Source organism: Saprospira sp. CCB-QB6, assembly GCF_028464065.1.
Lineage (GTDB): Bacteria > Bacteroidota > Bacteroidia > Chitinophagales > Saprospiraceae > Saprospira.
Window position 1 is genome coordinate 4086563 of sequence record NZ_CP116808.1, and the last position, 23030, is coordinate 4109592.

Below are 23030 nucleotides of genomic sequence, written 5' to 3' on the forward strand. Positions count from 1 at the left end.
TTGCTTCGCTGCGTCGGCTCCCGTTGGTCGGGTCGCTCGGCCCTTCGGCGGCTTTGCCGCCGCAGGGCCGAGCAGACCTGCGAGCGGCGAAGCATAGCGGCAGCCAGCTTTGCTGGCTGCGGGCCCCAAAAAAAGAACTATCTGTTTATTCTAGAAGTATTGCCCCCAAAAAGCATATTAGCCCAAAGCCCTAAAAAATATGAGCTCCTTTTACACGAATTCGACTAAAGAGAAAATAAATTTAGCTTCCAAACCGCTAGCAGAAGGTGGAGAAGGGAAGCTTTTTGCGATCCGAACCCCCAAGCGTTATCAAACTAGTTTGGCCAAAATTTATCATCCGAACAAACTAGATGAAGGTCGAATAAAAAAAATTTCCTACTTATTAGAACATCCTATTGAGCAAGAGGAGCGGCCTTTTTTTGTTTGGCCACAACAGCTTTTAAGCGATAAGGAGGGCAAAGGGCGTGGATTTTTGATGCCTTTGGTGGAAGGAAAAAAGTTGGCGCTTTTTTGTTTGCCCAAGTTGCCTAAATCCTTGGCGACAAATTGGGCGCAGTATGATTTTTCGCATAAAAAAGGGAGAGAAAACCGCTTAAAAGTTGCTTATCAGTTAGCTTATGCTCTTTATCTTTTGCAGCGGGGCGGAGAATATGTTCTGGTAGATTTTAAGCCCGAAAATATTTTATTGCATGAAAATGGGCAAATTTCTATTGTTGATATTGATTCAATACAGATTTTGGAAAATGGCGAATTAAAATTTAGGGCGCCAGTGGCTACCCCAGAATTTTCTGCGCCAGAATATTATCGGGGAAAAATTGAGCAGTTTTCTGCTAGCTGGGATAACTTTGCCTTGGCCGTTATCATTTACAAATTGTTGTTGGGGGTTCATCCTTATGCGGCAACGGCCAAGCAAAAAAATCTGAGCAGTTTACATCAGAATATCGAGCGGGGATTATTTGTCCATCATCCTCAGGCCGAAACGCTTTTTGAAGTGCGGCCAAGTCTACATCAGGCTTATTACGAGTTGCCCGAAAAACTACAAGCGCTTTTTCAAACTGCTTTTGTGGCGGGACATGAGCGGGCTGAGCTTCGGCCTCGTCCTGAAGATTTTTGTTTAGTGATTGCAGAAGAATTGGAAGACAAAAGTTTTTATCGGCAATTTTTACAAAAAGATTTAGAGGGAAAATTAGCCAAAGCTTCTTTGGAAAAAGTGGTGATGGCCCTGGAGCAAAGCCCAATTCCAGAAAAAATTCTGGGACAAAAAGTCATTCCAGCTCAATTTGCAGAAATCTGTCAATGGGAACTGCCCGAAGCCTTAAATCCGCAACAGGATATTTGGGTCAAATTGGAGCAAAAAGCCTATGATTTACGCCATAAAAATAAATTGGCGCCTCGTTTACTGCTACTTGCGGCCCTACTTTCTTTTATTTTGCCTCCTTGCGTTTTTCTTTATATCACTTCTCAGAGAGAGGGGATTAGTAGTTCTGTGGCCTTACTGCTTATGCTTTGGTTCCTTTTAGGATTCCCGCTAATTTTTATTCGCTTTGCTATGGGCAATCGGAAAGAAGAGCTTGAAGCAATAGATCTTGTGCAAGACGAGATGATAAAACAAAGAGAGCGATATTTAGCCTATTGGCGCTTTGCTAAAGAAACAATCCAACCACTTTGGCAAAGTATGCGGTTAAGTTTGAGCAATGAAATTGACGACCTGCGCTCAAAATGGACGAAAGAAACAAACACCATCAAAGAACAACTATCGGCTTTGCTAGATGAAGAAGAAAAAAGTTGGCGGGTGAGTGAAAAACAAATTTTGCCAAAATTGGCCGAGATTCATCCTCTGCTCCAAAATGTTTCGTCTATAGCCGAGGCCGAGAAGCGTTTGCAAGAAGCTGAAGAAAATGCTTTAGCTAAATTGCAGACGCAAACCTTTGAACAGGCCAATTCGCTGGAGGAATTGTCGGCTAGCGCCTTTAAAAAAACGGCAAAAAAGCTTGAAGAGGCAGTTCAGCAAGTTCAAGAAAATGCCAGAAATGAACGATCTAAATTAAGCCATCGCAAAAATAAACAATTAGCCAGTTTAAACGACCAGCTTGAAAAACTAGGCGACATTTCTGCTTTTTTGGTCCAAGAACTAAACTGGCCCCAAGCCGTCGTTCAAGCTTTTTTGAATGAGCTGCAGCCCTTTGGCTTAGATTACATTAACCTTTGGCAAGCTATAGATGCCAAACAGGCAGCTTTGATCGGAAAAAGTGAAGTGGTGGTTGATTTGGCCCCTTTTATTCAAAAAGATAGTGATTACCAGGCTTTCCAAAAGCGGTTATTTAAATTTCGTAAGATCCAAAAAGAGTTTAAGCAATCAGAACGAGAACTGGAAGATCAGTTTGTTTTGGACCAAATTGCTATTGCCAAAAAAGAAAAGGAAGAAATTGCAGCCCTAAAAGACAAACAGAAAAAACTAGCCCTATTAGGACCTGAAGCAAGGCGAAAACAAGCTATTGAACAATCTAAAGCTGAGTTTAATCAATATTACACGGCTTTTTTAAAGCAAAAATATGCAGTTTCTCAACAACTACTACAAAAAAGAGAAGCCCAACAAAAAGACTATCAAGCTTTGGCCCAAAGCGTTGAAAGAACCCAGAAAGATATAGCACTTGCCTATGCACAACTTTTGAAGGAACAAAAATTGGCCAATGAAATGATTTTGGAAGGGTATCGAGAAAAGATTGCATTTTGGGATAACCCACAACTCAATAATTTTGAGCACTTAATGAATAAAGCTGAAGAATTGAGGTACTAGCAAAAAAGCCTGTTGATTATGAATCAACAGGCTTTTTTGAGCTTTTCCACTAAAAACGTTCTTGAAAAGATTGTCCATCAAATTGATAGACTTTTCCGTTACTTAAGCCAAAAAGTAAAATTCCATTTTCCTCCTCATAAAAACTGAGTGGCATTGATGGAGCATCATTTTCAGTGATCTTATAATTTTGAATATTCTTCCCATCAAATCGCCAAAGGTCAGTATCTCGATCAGAAAACCAAATATTTCCCTTTTGGTCCTCCACAATAAGAAAAACAGATTGCAAGCCTTTATTCTTAGTAAATGCTCTTTTTTCTGTATTTTCTCGAAATGCTTCCATGGGCATTAACAAGCCTTTTTCTCTTGAAAAATTTAGGACGGTATCACCCTGCATTAACAAAACGCCAATCCCATTATTGCCGATCCACAAGCGTCCTTTTGAATCTTTCAAAATACTTCTGATGTGCAAGCCCTCCTCTTTTTTAAGGCCCAAAGTTTCATTATCAATTCGCTGAACGCCCTGCCCTTCATAAATAAAAGCTGCGGCATAAGTAGCCCAATACAAAGCTCCATTTTTTCCTCTAGAAAAATCAGTTAGCGCATAAGCGTTATTCACATCTCGCTTATCCCCCAAAGGAAAAGCCCAATAGCTTAATTTTTCACCATCGTAGCAATAAGCGCCCTCTTTTGTGTCGGCATTAAACCAAAGGTCAAATTGGCCAAAATCTTTTTCTTTTAGCGCTGGTTCCCAGCTATTTTCTACTAAGCGAATAATTTTTCCTTGCTCATAACGACATACCCCCTGAGCAGTGCCAAAATAAATTCGGCCCAATTGATCTTCCTGTATAGAACGAACCTGATTATCGGCCAAGCCCTGATCAACAGTAAAATATTCAACGCTTTTTCCATTATAACGGCAAACGCCCTCCTTATGGCTAGCCAGCCAATAATTTCCGCTGCGATCCCGATGTATAGCCATAATTGCAGAACTAAACCTTAGCGGCTGCTGAGCTGAGGATGCAACAGCTGTTGTTTTTTCTGCTTTGCTGCTGGGCACTTTCTGTTCTGCGCAAGAAAAATTTCGGCAGAGCAAAAAAGAAAGACCAATTATTTGAGCTGTTTTTTTCATTTTATTTTTTTGGGGCTTGCCCGCCCTTCGGGCGGGCCGGGCTGTGTCAGGGCTCGCAGGTCTGCTCGGCCCTGCGCAAAATTCGCTACGCTCATTTTGCTGGGTCTGCGGCTGCGCCGCCCCCCTTTCCATCCCTAAGCCAACATGAGGCGATCAGAAAAGTTAACCTTAAGGAATATATAAACGGATTGCTCTTTTTTCGAGTCGACCATCATAACTTATTTCCAGAAGATAATCTCCTGCTTTTAGTCCCTGAATATTGAGTTGAACCTCTTGCCTGCCTGCACCTAAAGCCATTTTATAGCGTCTTTGGCTATTTCGGTTCACATCAAAAAGCTCAAAGCGAACGGCTTCCTCTGCCTTATGCAAAGCAAGGTTAATGGGTAAATGTTTGCGCAATAAATTCACGGATAAGAGTGGAATGCGTTCTTCATTTTCTTGGCTAGCTTTAACCAGGAGCTCTTGGCGATCTAATAATTCACCATCTTCATCTAAAACCGAAATGCGATAATAAGATTGTTGGCTCAAGGGACGCTGTTGAATATCGGCAAACTCGTAGTGGTTGGGTAATTCCTCTGAAGGGCCAGCTCCTTCTAGTTCTGCCAGAGTAGACCAATAAATTTTATTGTGTGAATGCTGAATCAGAAAGCGATAATTATGGCCTTCATATTTGCAGGCCCAAAATAAGCGCAGGCGTTGTTGTTCTGCCTTGGCGCTTAGTTCCATCAAAGCTGTTTTGGCCTTATCGGTAGGTGGTTGATAACGCAATAAATAATTATTGGCCAGGTCAATATGCTCTTCTTGCTGAGGTTGCCAAAGCATAATATTTTTGGGCATGCTAAAGCGGCTATCATCATCTAAAAAGCCAATTAGGCTAGCATTATCTGATTTAACAGTGCGAATTTCGATATTTTCTAGGCTGACAAACAACCATTTCACTTGGTTGAGTTTGCCTGCGGCTCTGGTCCAACTTTTTGTATCATCGGCGTTGCGGAGTGGGGCTCCCCAGCCGCCTTCACCTATATAAACCACTCCATTTTTATCATCGCGGATAAAACCTTCTTCATGGCCTTGCTCTTGACTGTAGCGAATGGGCCAAGTGTATTTAGAAGTATGCGAATCGCATTCTAGGGCCAATTGTACTCCATAGCGCTCAAATAAAGGCGCCCAAGCCTTGGCCAATTCTTCTTTTTCTGATTTGCGTTTTACATGTGGGCGCATAGGATGATGATATTGGGCGAATCGCCAAGCATGATCCTGATGAGCGGCCAAATCTTCGGCTAACCAATCGGCTTGCAAGCCTGCTGCGGGCATCATGCTATTCAGGGTATATAAGCGCATGAGGTTGCCGCCTAAACTCAAAGCGTAATAAGCTTTGGGGTTGGGCAAATCAAATAACTTATACAAAGTTTCATTAGAAAGCTCATGATTTCCTCTGGCCACCACCATAGCGGTTATTCTGCCTTCAGGGGTAATCGTTTCTTGCCAATCATCTAACCAACCCTGCCATTGTTTGGGCGTGCCCAAAGCGGTCATATCGCCATCAAAAACTACTAAATGCGGGTGCAATCGGGCCACCAAACGGTTGGCATTTATTCTGGCCGCCTGATAATTTCTAGAATCTCCTCCAGCTACAATAGATAAGCGTTCTTTGGGAGAACTAGGTAAAGTTTTGAACGAATAGCGTTGGCCGCAGCCTTCCTCATCGCAAACTACAAAATAGTAGTTAGTATTGGGTTGCAAATTGGCTAAGCGGGCGAAATAAGTCAGCATTCCCTTTACCTGATAGCTTTTTTGGGGGATTTGTTTGAGGGGATAAGCTTTGGCCTTTTGGCCCAAATCCTTGGGACCATAATAAAGGACGGGCGCCTTGCCAGAAACTTGTTCCCAACCGATACTAATACTTTGGCTAGGATCTTGGCGCAAAACGGCGCGAAAACGGATGGGCTTGGCCCAAGAAAAGGAAAAACTGAAGAGAAAAAAGAAAATTAAACTATATCGCATCATTTGATTTTTATTGAACGATTTTTTGCGTCTGGAGGCGAGCGCAGCGCCGGCTTAGGGATGGAAAGGGGTGGCCGAAGGCCAGACCCAAGTTTTTGAGCGCAGCGAAAAAACTGCAGGGCCGAGCGAGCAGCGAGCCCCGACACAGCCCGGCCCGCCAGAGGCGGGCAAGCCCCAAATTATCCACAAAGGTAGTCAAAAACGCATAAAAAAACCCAAGTGCTTGAGTTTAGCGCTTGGGTTTAAGAGGCCAAAAGAAGGCTTAGTCGCAAAAGCGTTCGATAGCGGCCTTAAGGTTAGCGGCGATCATTTCGGCCGTACTGCCCTCGATATGGTGACGCTCTAGGAAGTGTACCAATTTGCCATCTTTGAACAAAGCCACAGAAGGCGAAGAGGGAGGATAAGGCAACATAAATTGGCGGGCTGTGTCTACGGCTTCTTTATGTACACCGGCAAAAACGGTAACGGCTTCGGTGGGTTGCTTAGTTGCTTGCGCTAGGGCTAATTTTACGCCTGGGCGGGCATTACCCGCGGCGCAGCCACAGACAGAATTGACCACGACCAAAGCTGTTCCTGTTTTTTGGCCCAAAATAGCCTTTACGTCTTCAGCAGTTTCAAGACCTTTGAAGCCATGATCGGTAAGGTCTTTGGCCATAGGTGCAGTCAGATGTTCTGGATACATACGATTATTATTTTCGATTGAATAATATTTAATTGGAGAGGGCAAAGATAGGAAAGATGTGCTAAAAATTGCCCTTTATTCTGTTTTCAAACCCTTAACGGCAGCTAAAACCACGGGATCTTTTTCAGCCATTGCTTTATAGAAATAGGCTTCGCCAAACAATTGTTCGGCTAGATAGCCTTTAATGTAGCGTTTGAGGCTGGCTTGACTTTTTTGCCAAGCTGCGGGGTCTAGTTCCAATTCCTTTTGTTCGACCAAATACTCTTTAAAGGCCTGCATAAGTTGAGTTGGAGGTTGATAATTTCTGAGAAAATCATCTGCTTTTTGTCCTTCAAAGGCTTTAAAATGTTGGTCGAGATAGCGATAAACGAAAGCGGGTAGATTAAAGCGGGCATTGACATAAAAATCGTTGCGGTTGAGGCTATCTAGGGGAACAAAAACATCGGGGATAATTCCGCCGCCGCCATAGACTAAGCGACCGCCTGTAGTTTTGTATACCGTAGAGTCTAGGATTTTAATGCTATCTTCTTCATAAAGTTCACCCGATTTCAGGCGACTTTCAAAATCTTGATCATAGCTTTCTTCATCGCCTTTTTTATAGGGACGTTGAATGAGGCGGCCAGAGGGGGTATAATAGCGGGCAACGGTAAGGCGAAGTGCAGATTCATCACTTAGGCCATATTGTTCTTGGACCAAGCCTTTACCAAAAGAGCGGCGACCGACAATAATTCCACGGTCATTATCTTGAATAGCGCCTGCCATAATTTCTGAAGCAGAGGCAGAGCCTTCATCGATCAAAACGGCAACTCGGCCCACTTTAAAAAAGCTACGGCCTGTAGATTTATATTCTTTGCGTTTGTAGCTGCGTCCTTCCGTATAGACCAAAAGTCGTTTATCTTTAAACAATTGGTTGAGGATTTCTGTCGCTTCTTTGAGGTAACCGCCTGGATTTTGGCGCAGATCGATCACTAGATTCTCCATGCCCTCCTTTTCTACCAAAGGCTCTAGGGCCTCCATAAACTCCTTATAAGTTTTGCTACTAAAGCGACTAATTTTGATATAGCCCGTTTTATCGTCCCACATAAAACCAGCATCTACACTTTTGACGGGAATTTCACCTCTTTTAATGACTATTTTTAGGGGTTGGGCTTCTCCTCTTCTTAGTACGGTAACCTCTACGCTTGAGCCTGCGGGTCCTTTGAGGCGTTTAACGATATCTTCATTATCTAACTTTTGGCCCGCAAAAAGGCTATCATTTACGCGTAGAAATTTATCGCCTACTTTTAGGCCGGCTTGATCGGCTGGGCCTTCTTTGAGGACTGTCGTAATCGAGACGGTATCATCTAAAAGGAAAAATTCTACGCCAATGCCCTCAAAGTTCCCTTCTAGCGATTCGTTAACAGCTTGTAATTTTTGGCTGGGAATATAATTAGAGTGCGGATCGAGTTGATCGAGGATCGCCTTAATAGCAGCATCCTCTAATTCTTCTAGTTCTACCCCTTCTAAATAACGAGCATCAACAAAGCGCAGCACCTCCTCTACTTTTCCGTTAAAGTGGCCAATTTCGGCAGTATGTGGACTATCTTGATCAAACTGATAACTTGCGCGACTAGACTGACGCAAAAGCAGGCCCATATAAACACCTAAAGCCAGCGAGAGTCCAATAAGAGCGGGGAGCCAAATTTGAACCTTTTGTAAGAAAGAAAGAGGACTGTTGGAAGAATTGTGCTGAGACATAAATGATTTGAGATGAGGGTGGAAAACTATTTTGCCCAAAAAATGAGTCTGTCCATAGAACAAGGAAAGCTAAAAACAGTTCTTTCCGAAGCAAAGCACAAAGAAAATGAAAAAAGCCCTATTTTTTTATGCTAAAATTTATAATTTCGGCAGCTTTTTGTGTTTTTCTCATCCAAAACTTAACTTAACCCCTTGAACCTATGCACCTAATAGCCGATAGTGGATCGACAAAAACGGATTGGTATTTTTTAGCCTCGAATGGTCGCTATCAACTGTTTCAGGCTGCTGGGATGAATCCCGTAACTTATAGCCATTTAGAGTTAAAAAAAGCCATTCAAGAAGTTTTAGAGCAGTTTTCCTGCGCCTCTATCCAACAAATCTCTTTCTATGGAGCGGGCTGCGCTGCTGAAGAAGCAGCCGATAAAATGCAACAGCTACTAGCCGAAGCTTTTCCCAAATGTTCTAATATAGAAGTAAAGTCTGACTTATGGGCTACAATTCGGGCCTTTGGCAAGCCGGTTCAGCCTGGGTTTTACTGCATTTTGGGTACAGGCAGCAATGCCTGCTTCTTTGATGGCGAACGCTTGGTCCAACTACGCCCCTCTTTGGGCTATTTATTAGGCGACGAAGGCAGTGCCAATGCCTTGGGGCGGCAACTGATTAAAGACTACTTGTATAAAGTGATGCCAAGCTCCTTAGCCCAAGCTTTTGCCCAACAATTCCCAATAGTTCAAGCGCCAAATTTTATTGCCCAACTTTATGCTCAAGAACGTCCAAATGCTTTTTTGGGACAGTTTTCTCGTTTTTTATCCCAAAATCGACAAACTAATTACATTGAAAAAGCCTTAAAATATCATTTTTCAGACTTTATCTGCCAACAGCTGCTTATATTTGAGGCTGCAAAAAACTACCCCATTCATTTTACAGGCAGCATAGCTGCTGTCTTTGAGCCTGAATTACAAGCTGCACTTTCCGCAGCCCAACTTCAGCGGGCAAAAATATTGGCCAGCCCGCTTCCCAAGCTGCTCCATTATCACCTGACTTAAAGAACTAACCGATGTACGGAAAGAAAGAAAACATAGACGAAACGGACCGTAAAATTCTCAATATTTTACTCAAAGATGCCAACACCTCGTATGTAGATATTGCCAAACAGATTCATGTATCTCCAGGCACAGTCCATGTCCGCATGAAACGCTTAGTCCGCATCGGCATTGTAAAAAAAGCATTCTTAAATGTAGACTACAATAAATTAGGCTACGATATCTGTGCTTTTTTGGGAATTCATTTAGAAAATAGTTCTTTTTATAGCCAAGTAGTAGATGCTCTCTATCATATCCCCGAGGTCGTTAATGCTCACTACACTACAGGAAATTACAGCATTTTTGTCCGCATCATCTGCAGAGATACCGAGCATTTAAGAGAAGTATTACATGAAAAGATTCAGGAAATCCCAGGCGTTCAACGCACAGAAACCTTTATCTCATTAGAAGAGAGCATCCATCGTACAATTTCACTAGAAGGCAAAGAGGAGCAAGTTTAAGCTCCCGTTTGTTCTTTTACATAGGGCGACATTTCTTTCTGAATGCGCTCCCGATGTTCCATAAGGCGCTTGGCATAATCCTCAAGCGCCTTATCTTTTTCCGTTTTAGGCTCCCACTTTGGCACATTTACCGTTTTCCCCATTTCATCGACAGCCACAAAAATGATGATGCAATGGGTCGTTTTTTCCCAATCGCCATCTCTCAAATCTTTAGAGTAAACATCTACGGCAATGTGCATAGAGCTACTGCCCGTATGAATTACTTTGGCCTCTAAACGCACACTTTGACCAATTTTGATTGGCCGATAAAACTGAATCCCCCCCACGTATACAGTCACGCAATAATGGCCGCTCCAACTAGCCGCACAAGCATAACTCACTTGGTCAATCCATTTCATTACCGCCCCTCCATGCACCTTGCCACCAAAGTTCACATCGCTAGGTTCGGCCAAAAAAGTAAAGGTGGTTGTTCTTTCGTTAGCTGGCATATTTTTCGGTTCTAATGGTTAGTATTTTTTTGGGGCTTGCCCGCCCTTTGGGCGGGCCGGGCTGTGTCGGGGCTCGCAGGACTGCTCGGCCCTGCGTCGCTTTGCTCCTTGGTCTGCGGCTTCGCCGCCCCCCTATCCATCCCTAAGCCAACTAGCGTTTGGCTGTTTGGGTTAAGGTTAATTACTCGATTTCACTCCATTCTGTACCTGGAATTTGGCCCGCAAAGACCAAACGGTTTTCATATAACCAAGCCTGAACTTTAAAGCCCTGACGAGAATCAAACAACCATTCGGTCCCATTGTTCGCATTGGGTTTTCCCAATAAGCGCTCTGCTTCTTCAGCCATATAGCTTTGGTCCTGATACTCTACCAAAATCTCATACAAGGGCCGAGGCGCCTCTGTATCTACATAATAATAAACTCTTTTGATGCTATCACGGCCAATTTCTTCATAAAACTCTTTGCGGAAAGAGAGCGCATTATGCACATAATCAATACGCTGCATTTTTGGACGCTTAGCTTGCAACTCCTGCAAACTCATATTGAGCACAATATTGCCCAATTCGGCAGGCAGGTAAAAATTAGGTCTTTTTTGCTCTACTGTGACAGGATCTGGCTTTTTGCAAGCAGTAACAGAAAGGAAAATTGCTAAAAGGATAAAAAGGCTTGTATTTCGCATAACTGGCAGGTTTAATACAACAAATGTCACTAATAAGAAAATTAAAAAAAACTATCTTTATTGAGAGCAAAAAAAGATTGGGAAATGCTTATTCCGCCTTCTATATTTGCCCTTATTAAGGGCCGAAAGATAGGGAATTTTGTCCATTGTTTCACAAGATAAAATAAAAGCCAGATGGACTTCTATAGCGGCAAAGCCGCTACTGCCCCGCAGGGGCAGAACGGCCTAGCGATGTGAAAGGGTGGCCGCAGGCCAGACCGAAGCCGCCAAAGGCGGCTGAAGGGCCGAGCAAAGAGCGAGCCCTGAAACGTAGCGCAGCAAGCGAAGCGCCGCTGAGGCCCCAAAACCTAATCTTTTTTTTGACAAACAACTACATTAAATCACTTATTTAATTCACCAACTTATGTTTAATCTACTATCTAAATTTAGCCTAGCTATTGCTGCTTTTGCTTTGGTTTTTTCTATGGGATCTTGTAAAAAAGATGAGGAAACAGCCACAGACACAGACCTTAGTATGCATTTGCACTACAAAGTAGGTACAGAAGACTTTGCCTATGACCAAGTTTATACGATTGATGGTGTAGCAGTAAAATTTACCTTAGCTCAATTTTACATCTCTGGCGTCAATATTATGGATGATGACAATAATATGCACAGCTTTGAGGACCTTTACATTTTGGCTAAGCCTAGCCAGATGGATTATGCTCTAGGGACAATTCCCGCTAGCTTTGGCGACCATCTGCACATGCTCAAATTTAATATTGGAGTAGATTCTTTGACCAACAGCCAAACAGAAGCCGATTTTACAAGCCGTGATGCCAATGACCCTTTGGCTGCGCAAAACCCAGGAATGCACTGGAGTTGGAGCTCTGGGTATATCTTTGTTAAAATAGAAGGTGAAGTAGACACAGATGGCGATGGCACTCCTGATACTGCTGCAAACTGGCATATTGGTACAAACAATATGCTTCGCGAAGTTTCTTTGATGGCTCATCAGGATATGGAGGGCGAAGAAGCTACTATTGAGGTTGAATTTGATCTAGCCACAGTATTGACGAATACTGATTTGGCTAATGACTATAGCACACACACCATGAACAACATGCCTTTGGCGACTAAAGTGGCTAACAACATGGCTACGGCCTTTGGTGTAGAATAAGATTCTGCGATTCATTTTATTATAGGTTAATGCTAGGCATTAGCCGCTAGGCCAGAACGGGCGTTGGCCTGTTCTGGCTTTTTAAATTTTATCATTATGACCTATTTATTTTTAGTCCTCTTAGCAGTGGCCTTATATGCTGGTGCTGCGATTGGAAACAAGATTTTGTTTTTACTCTTAGCGCCCCAAACTCCTCTTCCAGCCCTTAATTTTTGGCTAACTCATTTTTTGATGCTGGCTTTTTCTTCTTGGGCGCTTTATGCTGTTAATAATGGCCAATCTTATGAGTTGGCCTTGGGTGCTTTGAGTCTTTCTATTCTTGTCTTTATGGGGCAACTGCTCAAAATCCGCCAAATATTAGTTCAATTGGCCCAAAAATAAGCCTATGCGATATCTGCTCCCCTTATTCCTAGTTCTTGGCCTGCTATCTAGCTGCCAAAAAGAAGAGCAAGCCTATGCCTTGGCCTTACCCCCTGGCTTTCCAGAAGTTGAGCTGCCCGAAGATAATCTGCCTACGGCTTTGCGGGTAGAACTGGGCAAGCGGCTCTTTTTTGACCCTATTTTGTCTAGAGATTCTAGTATTTCTTGTGGTTCCTGTCATTTTAGAGCCTTGGGGTTTGCGGACAACAAGGTCGTTTCACCAGGAATAGCGGGCCGCTTAGGTTTTCGCAATGCGCCTATTTTGACCAACCTAATTTATCGAGAAAACTTTTTCTTTGATGGCGGGGTCCCCAACTTAGAACTGCAAGTAGTGGCCCCGATAGAAGACACAGCCGAGATGGATTTTCATTTGGGAGGGGTTGTCGAGCGGCTCGCTCGGCATCCAGAATATGCCCCACTTTTAGAAAAGGCTTATCCAGGCAAACCCCTTACTTTTGCCCTAACACGGGCGATAGCCAGCTATGAAAGGACCCTTCTTTCGGGCCAATCGGCTTTTGATCGCTATTATTATCAAGGCGATAGCAGCGCCCTAAATGACCAAGAAAAAAGAGGTTGGCAACTTTTTCAGGATAAGGGCTGCCGAGATTGTCATGCAGGCCCTAACTTCTCTAATGAGGAATTTATCAATATTGGCCTTTATGCCGATTATAACTACAATGGAGATCCAGGCCGCCGAAGAGTGACTGCCCTAGAAAGCGATATTGGCAAATTTAAGGTGCCTAGCCTTCGAAATATTGCGCTAACCGCCCCCTATATGCATGATGGCAGCATACAAAATCTAGAGGAAGTGATTGATTTCTTTGCCGCTGGCGGAGAAGCCCACTTTAATAAGAGCCCAGAAATACAGGCCTTTGTACTCTCACCCCAAGAAAAAGCTGACCTAATCGCCTTTTTAGAAAGTTTGACCGATTGGGATTTTGTACAGGGAACAGATTGAGGGAAGAGTTTCCGATGAGTTTCTTTACGATTTGGTGTGTCCTTCTCTGCACCTAGAGGCCCGGCCCGCCCTGTTGGGCGGGTAGGGCCTCTACTTCGTTGAACTGGCGCCCCTTTGGGGCTAATCACTAACGGATAGCTGCTTTTGCCTTCTTAATCATTTGATAAGTGCGAACAAGGCTGAAGAGCAAATAAGCTAGTAAGAGCCAGTTCATCCAAGGGTCATTTTCTACATAAAAATAAAGCAGGCCGATAACGACAACCTTTATAGCCAATAATCCATACGTTTTATACTGTACACTGCGCATAAATGCGGCCTGTTCTTTTTCTGTTTGCATAAGCGATTCGTCATTTTTTAATGCGGCCAAGATACAACAAGCCGACTAAAAACAAAGCAGAATTCTAGGCATTCTAATTTTAGGGAGCTTGGCCGAGCGGCTTTGTCAGTTTGCGGTAAAAAAAAGAAGAAGTGCTCGTTTTTAAGGCGCTTATTTTTAACTTTCGGCCAGAACAAACCGATAAAAAATGTTTTCATATAATCAAAGTCGGCCCCGCCGCAATAGAAAAAGCCCCGCAGTTCGAGCACATATTCAAGAGCATCATCTTACGGTAGATCGCTTGATGTATCCCCTCTTTTTGGTCCAAGGAGAAGGCGTTAAAGAAGAAGTGAGCTCTTTGCCCGGCAACTACCGCTGGAGCCTAGAACTTCTTTTGAAGGAAATTGAAAGCTGTATGAATTTGGGTCTACAGAGCTTTGTGCTTTTCCCGGCTGTGGCCGAAGACTTGAAGGATAAAGTGGCTTCTTACAGCTATGCCGAAGAGAATTTTTATCTGCACGCTTTGCGCCGCATCAAAGAGGAGTTTCCTGAGGCCTGCCTGATGACCGATGTGGCTATGGATCCTTATAGCTCAGACGGACACGATGGTTTAGTAGACGAATCTGGCCAAATTCTAAATGATGAAACCCTGCCCATTTTGAGCAAAATGGCTTTGGCCCAAGCCCAAGCTGGGGTAGATATTATTGGTCCCAGCGATATGATGGATGGCCGTGTAGCGCATATTCGCCAGACCCTAGACCAGGCCGGTTTTGGCCATACCTCTATTATGTCTTATACCGCTAAATATGCCTCGGCTTTTTATGGCCCCTTTAGAGATGCGCTAGACTCGGCCCCAAAAGCTGGAGATAAAAAGACCTACCAAATGAGTCCCGCCAATAGCCGAGAAGCCCTTATTGAAGGACGATTGGATGCCGCAGAGGGGGCCGATTATTTGATGGTAAAACCCGCTCTTCCTTATCTCGACATTATTGCTTTGCTCAACCAAAACTTTGAGCTGCCTATTGCCGCCTATAATGTAAGTGGCGAATGTGCCATGCTCTCAGCTGCTTGCGAAAAGGGTTGGCTAGACTTTGAAAAGGCCATGCCCGAAATGCTTATGAGCATCCACCGCGCTGGGGCCAAAGTCATTTTGAGTTATTTTGCCAAAGCCTATGCAGAAATGGCCAAGGCTGGAAAAATCAAGTTTTAATGCAACCATTAGCTGAACGCCTGCGCCCCCAAAGCCTAGATGATTATATGGGCCAAGAACATTTGTTGGGTGCAGGCGCCCCTCTTCGCAGCATGATTAACTCGGGCCAATTGCCCTCCCTTATTCTTTGGGGACCTCCGGGTATTGGCAAAACGACCTTGGCCCGCTTGCTGGCCCAAGAATCTGGTCGCCAACTTTATAGCCTCTCTGCCGTAGATGCTGGAGTGAAAGAATTGCGCGAATTGCTACAAAGAGCCAAAAAACAAAACCTCTTTCAACAAGGGAAAAGTCCTTTGCTCTTTATCGATGAGATTCACCGATTTAGCAAATCGCAACAAGATGCCTTGCTCTCTGCTGTAGAGCAAGGAGTAGTGACTCTTTTGGGCGCCACCACCGAAAATCCTTCTTTTGAGGTCATTCGGGCCCTGCGCTCCCGCTGCCAAATCTATCGCCTGCGTCCCCTAACGGCCCAGCAACTGCAAACTATTGCGGAGCAAGCCTTGGCCAAAGATGAATTGCTACAACAATATGAGGTAGAGATTGTCGATGCCGAAGCCCTGCAACAATACGCTGGCGGAGATGCCCGTAAACTGCTCAATATTTTAGAGTTGTTGGTGGGTAGCCATAGCGATCCCAAGCAGCCTTTGCGCATTACTGCCGATTTATTGGCCGAGGTACTACAAGAGAATCTGGCCGCCTACGACAAAAATGGCGACTGGCACTATGCCGTGACCTCTGCCCTCATCAAATCTATCCGTGGATCTGATCCCAATGCCGCCCTTTATTGGCTGGCCCGCATGTTGGCGGGAGGCGAAGACCTCAAGTTTATTGCCCGAAGATTGATTATTTCGGCTAGTGAGGATATTGGACTGGCCAACCCCAATGCCATCCTTTTGGCCAATCAATGTTTTGAAGCCGTAGACCGCATTGGCTATCCCGAATCTCGGATTATTCTCTCGCAAACAGTGATTTATTTGGCTTGTTCGCCCAAAAGCAACTCTGCTTATGCGGCCATCAACAAGGCGATGGAACTAGTAGAAAAGACAGGACAACTAGAGGTGCCTCTGGCCCTCCGGAATCCCCGCTCTCAAGAGGACCGACAAGAGGGTTTTGGCGATGGCTATCTTTACGCTCATGCTTATCCCGGCCATTTTGTAGAGCAAGAATTTATGCCCGAAGCCCTGCGGGGGCACAAACTTTACGAGCCCGCCCAAAACGCTCAAGAGCATAAGTTTAAACAAAAACTCGATCAGTATTGGAAAAAATATCGCTAATCTTCCTGCTTTTTCTGCCCCTTGGCCTCTTGGGCCAAAAAGTAGAATTTGAAAAGCGCTGTCGCTACGACAAGCTCCCTTCTGCTATGCAAGAAAGCCTGCAACAGCTTTATGGCCAACTCCCTAAAAGGGCCAAATTTTACAAAGAATACCAAAAGGAGAGCTATAGCTATGAGGCCAAATTTCGCTATCAGGGCCATTGCCATAGTGTGGAATACAATGCTCAGGGGCAATTAGAAGAAATTGAAATTCGGAAAAAATGGAAAAAGCTCAAGCCCCAGACCAAAGAGCAGATTCGCAAACTGCTCAAACAGCAATTTAAGCATTATCGAATCCTAAAGCTACAGCTGCAATTCACTGGCCCTCAAACGGCCTTAGCCAAAGCCCTTCAAGGCCAAACAGCCAATGCCAATCAGGCCTATGAGCTAGTTATTAAAGGTAAAAAAGAGAATAAAAAATGGCAGCTTTGGGAATTTCTATTTACAACAGATGGCCAAATTCTTCGGCAAGAGCAGTTGATAGAAGTAGACGCCAGTAGCTGGCAATTAGATTATTAGTTTTTTTTGGGGCCCGCGGCCAGCAGAGCTGGCCGCCGCTATGCTGCGGGGCTCGCTGTTCGCTCGGCCCTTTGCGGGCGTTGCCCGCTCGGTCTGGCCTTCGGCCACCCCTCCGCAGCGCTGGGCCAGGGAAGCCGATCCAATTTCTTTCTCTATGCGGTTTATTCTTTTCTTTTTCCTCTTTAATAGTGGGTTGCTTTATGCTCAAGAATTTAAGCAAGAGCAAGGTATTTTGTCTGAATTATTGCTGCGTTATGACCACAATAAGCAATGGCGAACAAGCTTTAAGCTAGAGCATTTTGCTCAGTTTCCGCCTTTGGCCCATAGTAGTTTCAATGCCCAATACTTTCTAGATTACAAAACCCATAGGGGCTTTAAATTGGCCTGGGGCTATCGTTTGGCCCAAGATGCGGGACAAGCCTTTAGTCATCGTTTTATTCAGCAGTTATCTTGGGGCCAAAAGTTATCCATTGGGCAGTTGGGCCATCGTTTTCGTTTGGAGGGCAACTGGGGAACTCAGCGGCGGCCAGAATATCGCTTGCGCTATCGCCTGGCCCTAGAACGTCCCCTTATGGGCCAAAAAATCAATGCAAAAGAGCTATATTGGCAGGCCTCCGAAGAGCTGCTGCCTGGCTGGCGGCCTCAGGGCTGGCAATATGAAAATCGTTTGGCCTTTTCCTTAGGCTATCAATCGGCAGGCGCTTGGCGTTTACTGCTTGGGCTAGAGCAGCGGCTCCGTTTTCGGCCCAAGGTGCTACGGCAGCAAATTTGGGGAAAGATTTATTATATCTACGCTATTAACTAAGACTATGCAACTCTTTTATTGTCCAAACATTCAGGGACAACAAGCTATACTTGAAGAAGACGAATTTCGTCATGCTTGCAAAACTTTACGCAAAAAAGAGGGGGACCAACTCCACCTTTTTGATGGTCGGGGACATTATTATTTGGGGCAGATTGCCAAAACGAACAAGCGAGAAGCCCTCTTAGATATATTGGAGCAAGAAGAGCGGCCTTTGCCTTGGTCCTTTTCTTTGCATTTGGCTTTGGCCCCAACCAAAAATATAGACCGTATGGAGTGGTTGGTAGAAAAAGCCGTAGAGGTTGGCGTGAATAAAATCAGTTTATTCTTGAGCCAGCAGTCGGAGCGCAAAAAGGTTCGGATGGACCGTTTGGAGCGGATTGCTCTTTCGGCGGCTAAGCAATCGCATAAGTGGGTATTGCCCGAATGGGGAGAGCTAGAGAAGCTCTCTGATTTTTTACCTCAGCAAAAGGCCCAGCATCGTTTCATTGCCCATTGTCATTCTGCGGATTTGCCTTTGTTGAAAGCAGCTTGTCCAAAAACTATCGGGCCTAAGGAGGAAATTTTAATTTTGTTGGGCCCGGAGGGTGACTTCTCTTGGCCGGAAGTGGAAATGGCCGAGTCAGCGGGTTTTCAGTCTGTTAGTTTGGGACATAGCCGTCTGCGGACCGAAACCGCGGCCCTTTATGCTTGTCAGGGCATCCAATGGGAATTGGGCCAATAAATCGGGGGCGAAGCCCCCATGGCCCGCAGGGCCAAAGGCCCAGCGCTGCGCAGCGGTGGCCGCAGGCCAGACCGAAGCGGCAACGCCGCTGCAGGGCCGAGCGAACAGCGAGCCGCGGAGCCTAGCGGCGGCCGCCCCGCTATAAAGGGCGGCCGCGGGCCCAAAAAAACAAAGCTTTAAAATTAGAGTGAGATTCCTTAAAATTTGAAAAAAGCCTTAGTTTTGGGCATTTCAGACAAAGGACTCTTTAAAAACGGTGATTTTTGCTTTAAAAGCAGGGGAATTACTGCATTTAAATGAATTCAAAGCAGATGGCAAGCACCTTATGGAATTACGCGAGAAAACAATAGTCATTTTATCGCCTAAGGCTTGGGGAGTAGATTCTCCGGCACGGCAGCTCTATGCGCGTTTTTTGGCTCGTAGGGGGAATCGGGTCTATTTTGTCAATCCGCCATCTCAGTTTAATTCGGTAACGCCACAGGCAGAGGAAGAAAATTTATTTGTGGTAGATTATCGCTTGCCCAAGCCGATATTGGGTTTGTGGGGAAAATCTTCGGAGGCGAGTCAGGCCAAGCGGATATTAAAATTGCTTGGGCGGCCTATTGATTTGCTCTTTAGTTTTCATTGTTGTGCTTTTGGCGATCTGAGTATTTTTGGGGCCCAAAAAGCTATTTTTTATTTGGAGGAATGGCAAGAAAAGCCGGAGCACGCCAAGGCGATTATGCAGTCTGCGGATTTGGTTTTGGCGCTTTCTAGTCCACTTTTGGCTTCTTTGCCGGAGGGTCGGGCCAAAAAAATGCGTTTTGAACATGCTTTGCATCCGGCTTTTGTGACTGCGGAAAAGCGTTCGGAGCGGATTCGGGCCAACACTCAATTTACGACGGGGCGTTTGCGTTGTGGGTATGTGGGCAATTTGCAAAATGAATTTATTGCCAAAGAATTGTTTCAGCAGCTCGTTCGGCAGCATCCCACAGTAGAATTTCATATGATTGGGCCATTTGTGAAGAACAGCAATTTGGCCTTAGAGGGGAATAAAACTTGGGAAGATCCTTTTGTAGAGTATTTGATGGGCGCGCCCAATGTGCGGATGTATGGCAGTTTGATGCGGAAGCGCATGACGGAATTGGTCCAAACCATGGATTTCTTTTTGGTTTGTTATGATAGCGATCAGTTTGCGGACAAAGTGGCCAATCCACAAAAGATATTGGAATATTTGAGCACGGGGAACTTGGTAGTGGCCAGCCCGACCCAAGATTATAAGGATCGGCAAAATTTATTGGTCATGGCTGATCGTTTAGAGGATATGCCCGAGCAATTTGCCAAAAGTTTGAAGAAAGTAGAGCGGTTGAACAGCCCTGAGCTTCGGGCGAAGCGCATGGCCTTTGCACAGCAGTTTCAGTATGAGCAACAGCTAGAAAAAATTGCCCAATTCTTAGATTAAGTCTTTTTCTATGTCGGTTAATCAACCTTTGGTGGCGATCATTATGCCTGCTTATAATGCAGAGAAATATATTGCTACGGCCATTAAATCTGTATTGGCCCAAAGTCATAATAATTGGCAATTGCGGATTGTAAATGATGGTAGTCGAGACATGACCGAGGAGATTATTCTTCAATTTGAAGACCCTCGGATCATTTATTTAAATCAAAAAAATCAAGGAGTTAGCGCTGCTCGAAATTTGGCTTTAGCAGAAATGCGAGCCGATTTTTTTTGCTTTTTAGATGCGGATGATGCTTTGCCGCCCAACAGTTTAGCCGATCGATTAGCGCTATTTGCTCAGGATGAGCAACTTACTTTTGTAGATGGGCGAATATTAGTTCAAGATGCGCAACTTCAAGAGACGATTAGAGAAGTACAGCCCAGTTGGCAGGGTAATCCCTTAATTGATTTGGTTCGTTTGGGGGGGCAATCTTTCTTTGGTCCCAGTTGGATGATTCGATGCCAACCCAATCAAAACTATCAGCTAAAAATGGGCATGACGCATGCTGAAGATCTCCTTTTTTATATTCAGTTAGCGGCAGAAGGCGGACAATATGCGGCAGTCCAGACTCCCGTTTTGCGTTATCGGCAAGGCAATGCTTCTGCGATGACTAATCTCAAAGGCTTGGAAATGGGCTACTGGGAATTATTGGCAGAGGTGAAAAAGCTAAAAGCTGTTCCGAGGGTTCATATTCGCTACCTCAAAAAGCGAATTTTGCGCATCATGTTTTTATCTTACCTTCGATCTAAACAATTTTCGGCCCTAGGCCCAGTTTTACAACGATATTTTAAAGCATGATTCTATTTTATATCTCTTATTGGGGCGTTAAAGAGGGCCTAACCGTATCTACTGTTTATCCTCATTTGAAAATATTGGCCCAAAGAGAAGATGTAACGGCTATTCACTTTTTTACGGTAGAACGAGCAGAAGACCAGAAATTTAAGGACGAGTTTCCGCCGATTCCCAAAACCACCCACTCCCCTATTTTCTCTAAAAATATGGGCTTGCATTTGCTCACCAAAGCAGCTGATTGGTGGCGAATACAATCAACTATTCTAGCCGCTGCCAAACAACTAAAGCCCAACTTTCTAATTTGCCGTTCTTCTATGGCAAGTGGTATTGGACATTTGGTAAAGCAGAAATTAGGCATCCCTTATATGGTGGAATCTTTTGAACCTCATGCCGACTATATGGTCGAATCGAAGGTTTGGTCGCCCAATGGCATCAAAACTCAGTTTCAAAGAAAAAAAGAAGCCCAAACCAAAGCCACAGCTGATGCCATTGTTGGGGTGAGCTACAACTACCAACGGCAGCTCATTGAGCAAGAAGGCATTTCGGCAGATAGAGTGTATACGGTTCCTTGTACTGTCCCTTTAGATCGTTTTGCTTTTAATGAAAATGAAAGAGCCAAAACTAGGGCCCAATTGGGGCTATCAGAAGATACTGTTGTTGGGCTCTATTTGGGTAAATTTGGCGGTAACTACTATGATAAGGAAGCTTTTCAAATCTTTAAAGCTGCAGCCGATTACTATCAGGATCGTTTTTTCCTTTGTCTATTGAGTCCTGCACCAAAAGCAGAGGTAAAAGCTAAACTTGCCGAAGTTGATTTTCCAGAAAATCAATACTTTCATGATTTAGTAGCTCATAAGGAGGTGCCCAATTATCTATCTGCAGCAGATTTTGCCTTTTCTTTGGTTAAACCAGCTCCTTCTCGCCCCTTTTGCTCTCCCATCAAGAATGGAGAATACTGGGCGGCAGGCTTACCTATTTTAGTTCCAGCCAATGTAGGAGATGATTCTGATATCATTCAAAAAGAACAAAAAGGGGGAATTATCATTAACCTAGAAGTTCCTCAACCCAATTATCAAGATTATTTTGAAACTTTAGCCCCTTTATTGGCTAAACGTAACGAAGCTGTCGAATTGGCCCAAAAATATCGTTCGCCGATTCAAGTCGCAGAAGTCTATGATCAGATTATTCGCAAATTATCGCTATGATTAACGTAACCAAACCTTTTTTGGCCCCTCAAGCCGAATATGAAGCCTATCTTTCCGGCATCTGGCAAAGAGGCTGGCTCACCAATAATGGCCCTTTGGTCAATGAACTAGAGGCCGAGCTTAAAAACTATTTGCAATTGCCCTATTTGCATTTTTTAAGCAATGGAACGATTGCCTTGCAAATTGCTATCAAGGCCCTAGATCTGCAAGGAGAGATTCTAACAACGCCCTTTTCTTATGTGGCCACAACCAGCAGTATCGTTTGGGAAAACTGCCAAGCCGTTTTTGTCGATATTGATCCCGAAACGCTCAATATTGCCCCCAATTCATTGGAACAACATATTGGTCCAAATACTTCTGCTATTTTGGCCACTCATGTCTATGGTAATCCCTGCGACATTGACGCCATCCAAAAAATAGCCGATAAACACAATCTCAAGGTCATTTATGATGCCGCTCACTGTTTCGGTAGCGAATATAAGGGCCAATCGGTCTTCGCTTTTGGCGATGTGAGCACTTGTAGCTTTCATGCCACCAAGCTTTTTCATACCATTGAAGGCGGAGCCGTGATGAGCCCCTCTGAAGAAATTGCTCAGCGCCTTGGCTATATGCGCAACTTCGGCCATGATGGTCCAGAAAGCTTCGCCGAAGTGGGTGTCAATGGCAAAAACTCTGAGTTTCACGCCGCTATGGGCTTGGTCAATCTCAAACATATTGCCCGCATCCGCCAATCTCGTTTGGACCAAAAAGCCTATTATGATAAGGCCCTCAAAGGCCTTCCCCTTAGCCAACCTAAAATCTTGGCCCAAGCTCAACCCAATTATTCTTATTATCCCGTCATTTTTGAATCGGAAGAGGCCCTACTCAAAACAGTCAAAGCCCTAAATAGCCACTGGATTTACCCCCGCCGCTATTTTTATCCCGCACTCAATTTACTCGATTATGTGGGCCAACAAAACTGTCCCCTTGCCGAGGATATCTCAAAACGAGTGCTTTGCCTCCCCATGTATGTAGAGCTTTCGGCTGAGGAAATGAAGCTGATTACGAATGTGATTCATAAAGCCCTAAAATAA

22 protein-coding genes are annotated in these 23030 nt (G+C 44.5%); 15 read left to right on the forward strand and 7 right to left on the reverse strand.

Annotated features, from left to right (window positions below):
• The first annotated feature begins 199 nt into the window (after positions 1 to 199).
• Positions 200 to 2797: a protein kinase domain-containing protein gene (locus PPO43_RS15590; RefSeq protein ID WP_272619490.1), complete on the forward strand. Its 2598-nt coding sequence runs from the start codon at positions 200 to 202 to the stop codon at positions 2795 to 2797.
• A gap of 49 nt (positions 2798 to 2846) precedes the next feature.
• On the opposite strand, the gene PPO43_RS15595 is transcribed toward PPO43_RS15590, so the two are convergent.
• The 4 genes from PPO43_RS15595 to PPO43_RS15610 form a co-directional block, all read right to left on the reverse strand.
• Positions 2847 to 3926: a ligand-binding sensor domain-containing protein gene (locus PPO43_RS15595; protein ID WP_272619492.1), complete on the reverse strand. Its 1080-nt coding sequence runs from the start codon at positions 3924 to 3926 to the stop codon at positions 2847 to 2849.
• Between the two features lie 168 nt (positions 3927 to 4094).
• Positions 4095 to 5933: a purple acid phosphatase family protein gene (locus PPO43_RS15600; RefSeq protein WP_272619494.1), complete on the reverse strand. Its 1839-nt coding sequence runs from the start codon at positions 5931 to 5933 to the stop codon at positions 4095 to 4097.
• Between the two features lie 259 nt (positions 5934 to 6192).
• Positions 6193 to 6612 (reverse strand): BrxA/BrxB family bacilliredoxin, encoded by a 420-nt coding sequence (locus PPO43_RS15605; protein WP_272619496.1) that lies wholly within the window; start codon positions 6610 to 6612, stop codon positions 6193 to 6195.
• 75 nt (positions 6613 to 6687) lie between these two features.
• Entirely contained in the window at positions 6688 to 8349 is a 1662-nt protein-coding gene (locus PPO43_RS15610; RefSeq protein ID WP_272619497.1) for a S41 family peptidase, read from the reverse strand.
• A 200-nt stretch (positions 8350 to 8549) separates the two neighbouring features.
• Between PPO43_RS15610 and PPO43_RS15615 the strand changes: the two genes are divergently transcribed.
• Both PPO43_RS15615 and PPO43_RS15620 read left to right on the forward strand, forming a co-directional pair.
• A complete protein-coding gene (locus PPO43_RS15615) occupies positions 8550 to 9395 on the forward strand; it encodes an N-acetylglucosamine kinase (RefSeq protein WP_272619499.1) in 846 nt (281 codons plus the stop codon).
• A gap of 11 nt (positions 9396 to 9406) precedes the next feature.
• Complete coding sequence (locus PPO43_RS15620; RefSeq protein ID WP_272619501.1) at positions 9407 to 9892, forward strand: Lrp/AsnC ligand binding domain-containing protein; 486 nt, start codon at positions 9407 to 9409, stop codon at positions 9890 to 9892.
• Here PPO43_RS15620 and PPO43_RS15625 read toward each other — a convergent pair.
• Entirely contained in the window at positions 9889 to 10380 is a 492-nt protein-coding gene (locus PPO43_RS15625) for an acyl-CoA thioesterase (protein ID WP_272619503.1), read from the reverse strand. The two genes, PPO43_RS15620 and PPO43_RS15625, sit on opposite strands and share 4 nt — an antisense overlap.
• A gap of 181 nt (positions 10381 to 10561) precedes the next feature.
• Complete coding sequence (locus tag PPO43_RS15630; protein WP_272619505.1) at positions 10562 to 11059, reverse strand: hypothetical protein; 498 nt, start codon at positions 11057 to 11059, stop codon at positions 10562 to 10564.
• Positions 11060 to 11462: 403 nt separating this feature from the next.
• On the opposite strand from PPO43_RS15630, the gene PPO43_RS15635 reads away from it, so the two are divergent.
• The 3 genes from PPO43_RS15635 (at position 11463) to PPO43_RS15645 (ending at position 13596) form a co-directional block, all read left to right on the forward strand.
• Positions 11463 to 12218, forward strand: a complete 756-nt coding sequence (locus PPO43_RS15635) for an MbnP family protein (protein ID WP_272619507.1) — start codon at positions 11463 to 11465, stop codon at positions 12216 to 12218.
• 96 nt (positions 12219 to 12314) lie between these two features.
• The gene (locus PPO43_RS15640) at positions 12315 to 12599 is read left to right on the forward strand and encodes a hypothetical protein (protein ID WP_272619509.1); all 285 of its coding nucleotides are present in this window, start codon (positions 12315 to 12317) and stop codon (positions 12597 to 12599) included.
• A gap of 4 nt (positions 12600 to 12603) precedes the next feature.
• Positions 12604 to 13596, forward strand: coding sequence for a cytochrome-c peroxidase (locus PPO43_RS15645; RefSeq protein ID WP_272619511.1), 993 nt, complete (start codon positions 12604 to 12606; stop codon positions 13594 to 13596).
• 127 nt (positions 13597 to 13723) lie between these two features.
• Here the strand turns inward: PPO43_RS15645 and PPO43_RS15650 are convergent, their stop codons facing one another.
• Complete coding sequence (locus PPO43_RS15650) at positions 13724 to 13933, reverse strand: hypothetical protein (RefSeq protein ID WP_272619513.1); 210 nt, start codon at positions 13931 to 13933, stop codon at positions 13724 to 13726.
• Between the two features lie 187 nt (positions 13934 to 14120).
• Between PPO43_RS15650 and hemB the strand changes: the two genes are divergently transcribed.
• The 9 genes from hemB to PPO43_RS15695 all read left to right on the forward strand — a co-directional run bounded on the left by hemB (position 14121) and on the right by PPO43_RS15695 (position 23030).
• Positions 14121 to 15122, forward strand: a complete 1002-nt coding sequence (hemB, locus tag PPO43_RS15655) for a porphobilinogen synthase (protein ID WP_272619515.1) — start codon at positions 14121 to 14123, stop codon at positions 15120 to 15122.
• Positions 15122 to 16396, forward strand: coding sequence for a replication-associated recombination protein A (locus PPO43_RS15660; RefSeq protein WP_272619517.1), 1275 nt, complete (start codon positions 15122 to 15124; stop codon positions 16394 to 16396). The genes hemB and PPO43_RS15660 overlap by 1 nt, the downstream gene beginning before the upstream one ends.
• Complete coding sequence (locus PPO43_RS15665; RefSeq protein ID WP_272619519.1) at positions 16378 to 16953, forward strand: hypothetical protein; 576 nt, start codon at positions 16378 to 16380, stop codon at positions 16951 to 16953. Before PPO43_RS15660 ends, PPO43_RS15665 begins: the two co-directional genes overlap by 19 nt.
• A gap of 154 nt (positions 16954 to 17107) precedes the next feature.
• A complete protein-coding gene (locus PPO43_RS15670) occupies positions 17108 to 17758 on the forward strand; it encodes a DUF2490 domain-containing protein (protein ID WP_272619521.1) in 651 nt (216 codons plus the stop codon).
• Between the two features lie 4 nt (positions 17759 to 17762).
• The gene (locus PPO43_RS15675; RefSeq protein ID WP_272619523.1) at positions 17763 to 18479 is read left to right on the forward strand and encodes an RsmE family RNA methyltransferase; all 717 of its coding nucleotides are present in this window, start codon (positions 17763 to 17765) and stop codon (positions 18477 to 18479) included.
• A 256-nt stretch (positions 18480 to 18735) separates the two neighbouring features.
• Complete coding sequence (locus PPO43_RS15680; protein WP_272619525.1) at positions 18736 to 19920, forward strand: glycosyltransferase; 1185 nt, start codon at positions 18736 to 18738, stop codon at positions 19918 to 19920.
• Positions 19921 to 19930: 10 nt separating this feature from the next.
• Complete coding sequence (locus PPO43_RS15685; protein WP_272619527.1) at positions 19931 to 20758, forward strand: glycosyltransferase family A protein; 828 nt, start codon at positions 19931 to 19933, stop codon at positions 20756 to 20758.
• A complete protein-coding gene (locus tag PPO43_RS15690; protein ID WP_272619529.1) occupies positions 20755 to 21957 on the forward strand; it encodes a glycosyltransferase in 1203 nt (400 codons plus the stop codon). The genes PPO43_RS15685 and PPO43_RS15690 overlap by 4 nt, the downstream gene beginning before the upstream one ends.
• Positions 21954 to 23030, forward strand: coding sequence for a DegT/DnrJ/EryC1/StrS family aminotransferase (locus PPO43_RS15695; RefSeq protein ID WP_272619531.1), 1077 nt, complete (start codon positions 21954 to 21956; stop codon positions 23028 to 23030). Before PPO43_RS15690 ends, PPO43_RS15695 begins: the two co-directional genes overlap by 4 nt.

Bases quoted from the DNA above. Each gene is read 5' to 3' on its own strand.
- PPO43_RS15590 (WP_272619490.1), top strand. From the start codon at position 200: ATGAGCTCCTTTTACACGAATTCGACTAAAGAGAAAATAAATTTAGCT.
- PPO43_RS15595 (WP_272619492.1), bottom strand. From the start codon at position 3,926: ATGAAAAAAACAGCTCAAATAATTGGTCTTTCTTTTTTGCTCTGCCGA.
- PPO43_RS15600 (WP_272619494.1), bottom strand. From the start codon at position 5,933: ATGATGCGATATAGTTTAATTTTCTTTTTTCTCTTCAGTTTTTCCTTT.
- PPO43_RS15605 (WP_272619496.1), bottom strand. From the start codon at position 6,612: ATGTATCCAGAACATCTGACTGCACCTATGGCCAAAGACCTTACCGAT.
- PPO43_RS15610 (WP_272619497.1), bottom strand. From the start codon at position 8,349: ATGTCTCAGCACAATTCTTCCAACAGTCCTCTTTCTTTCTTACAAAAG.
- PPO43_RS15615 (WP_272619499.1), top strand. From the start codon at position 8,550: ATGCACCTAATAGCCGATAGTGGATCGACAAAAACGGATTGGTATTTT.
- PPO43_RS15620 (WP_272619501.1), top strand. From the start codon at position 9,407: ATGTACGGAAAGAAAGAAAACATAGACGAAACGGACCGTAAAATTCTC.
- PPO43_RS15625 (WP_272619503.1), bottom strand. From the start codon at position 10,380: ATGCCAGCTAACGAAAGAACAACCACCTTTACTTTTTTGGCCGAACCT.
- PPO43_RS15630 (WP_272619505.1), bottom strand. From the start codon at position 11,059: ATGCGAAATACAAGCCTTTTTATCCTTTTAGCAATTTTCCTTTCTGTT.
- PPO43_RS15635 (WP_272619507.1), top strand. From the start codon at position 11,463: ATGTTTAATCTACTATCTAAATTTAGCCTAGCTATTGCTGCTTTTGCT.
- PPO43_RS15640 (WP_272619509.1), top strand. From the start codon at position 12,315: ATGACCTATTTATTTTTAGTCCTCTTAGCAGTGGCCTTATATGCTGGT.
- PPO43_RS15645 (WP_272619511.1), top strand. From the start codon at position 12,604: ATGCGATATCTGCTCCCCTTATTCCTAGTTCTTGGCCTGCTATCTAGC.
- PPO43_RS15650 (WP_272619513.1), bottom strand. From the start codon at position 13,933: ATGCAAACAGAAAAAGAACAGGCCGCATTTATGCGCAGTGTACAGTAT.
- hemB (WP_272619515.1), top strand. From the start codon at position 14,121: ATGTTTTCATATAATCAAAGTCGGCCCCGCCGCAATAGAAAAAGCCCC.
- PPO43_RS15660 (WP_272619517.1), top strand. From the start codon at position 15,122: ATGCAACCATTAGCTGAACGCCTGCGCCCCCAAAGCCTAGATGATTAT.
- PPO43_RS15670 (WP_272619521.1), top strand. From the start codon at position 17,108: ATGCGGTTTATTCTTTTCTTTTTCCTCTTTAATAGTGGGTTGCTTTAT.
- PPO43_RS15675 (WP_272619523.1), top strand. From the start codon at position 17,763: ATGCAACTCTTTTATTGTCCAAACATTCAGGGACAACAAGCTATACTT.
- PPO43_RS15685 (WP_272619527.1), top strand. From the start codon at position 19,931: ATGTCGGTTAATCAACCTTTGGTGGCGATCATTATGCCTGCTTATAAT.
- PPO43_RS15690 (WP_272619529.1), top strand. From the start codon at position 20,755: ATGATTCTATTTTATATCTCTTATTGGGGCGTTAAAGAGGGCCTAACC.
- PPO43_RS15695 (WP_272619531.1), top strand. From the start codon at position 21,954: ATGATTAACGTAACCAAACCTTTTTTGGCCCCTCAAGCCGAATATGAA.